Source organism: Staphylococcus pasteuri (genome assembly GCF_030547725.1).
In the GTDB taxonomy this organism is placed as follows: Bacteria; Bacillota; Bacilli; order Staphylococcales; family Staphylococcaceae; genus Staphylococcus; species Staphylococcus pasteuri.
In genome coordinates this window covers 1-323 of sequence record NZ_JAUOQO010000140.1, presented here as the reverse complement: position 1 = coordinate 323, position 323 = coordinate 1, and the positions used below count along the sequence as shown (strand labels likewise).

The window sequence follows — 323 nt, the reverse complement described above, 5'->3', positions numbered from 1 at the left end:
ACTTTGTACTGCACGTCTAGGGATGACTAATGCTTCAAGCGATGCGTGGCTCGTCAGTTTTACTTCAACATATTGGCCTGGCAGCACTTGTTGCTGAGGGTTGTTAAACTGAGCGCTAATGGCAATGGTGCCTGTTTGCAAATCAATTCGATTGTCGATGAAATCTAACTGGCCGTTTTCTGGGTAGGTTCGGCTATCGCTGATTTTTAGCTGCACAAGGGCGTCGTCGGTTTGTGCGCTAGAGTGGGCGTCTACTTGGTCTAAGCCCATGTTTAAACGCTCACGTTCAGATACTCTAAAGCCAGCACGGATCGGATTTAGGC

The 323-nt window shown here is 48.3% G+C and carries 1 pseudogene; it reads right to left on the bottom strand.

The window, feature by feature from the left end:
• Positions 1 to 312: pseudogene (locus Q4528_RS13150) on the bottom strand (hypothetical protein); the annotation flags it as partial.
• Positions 313 to 323: the final 11 nt, after the last annotated feature.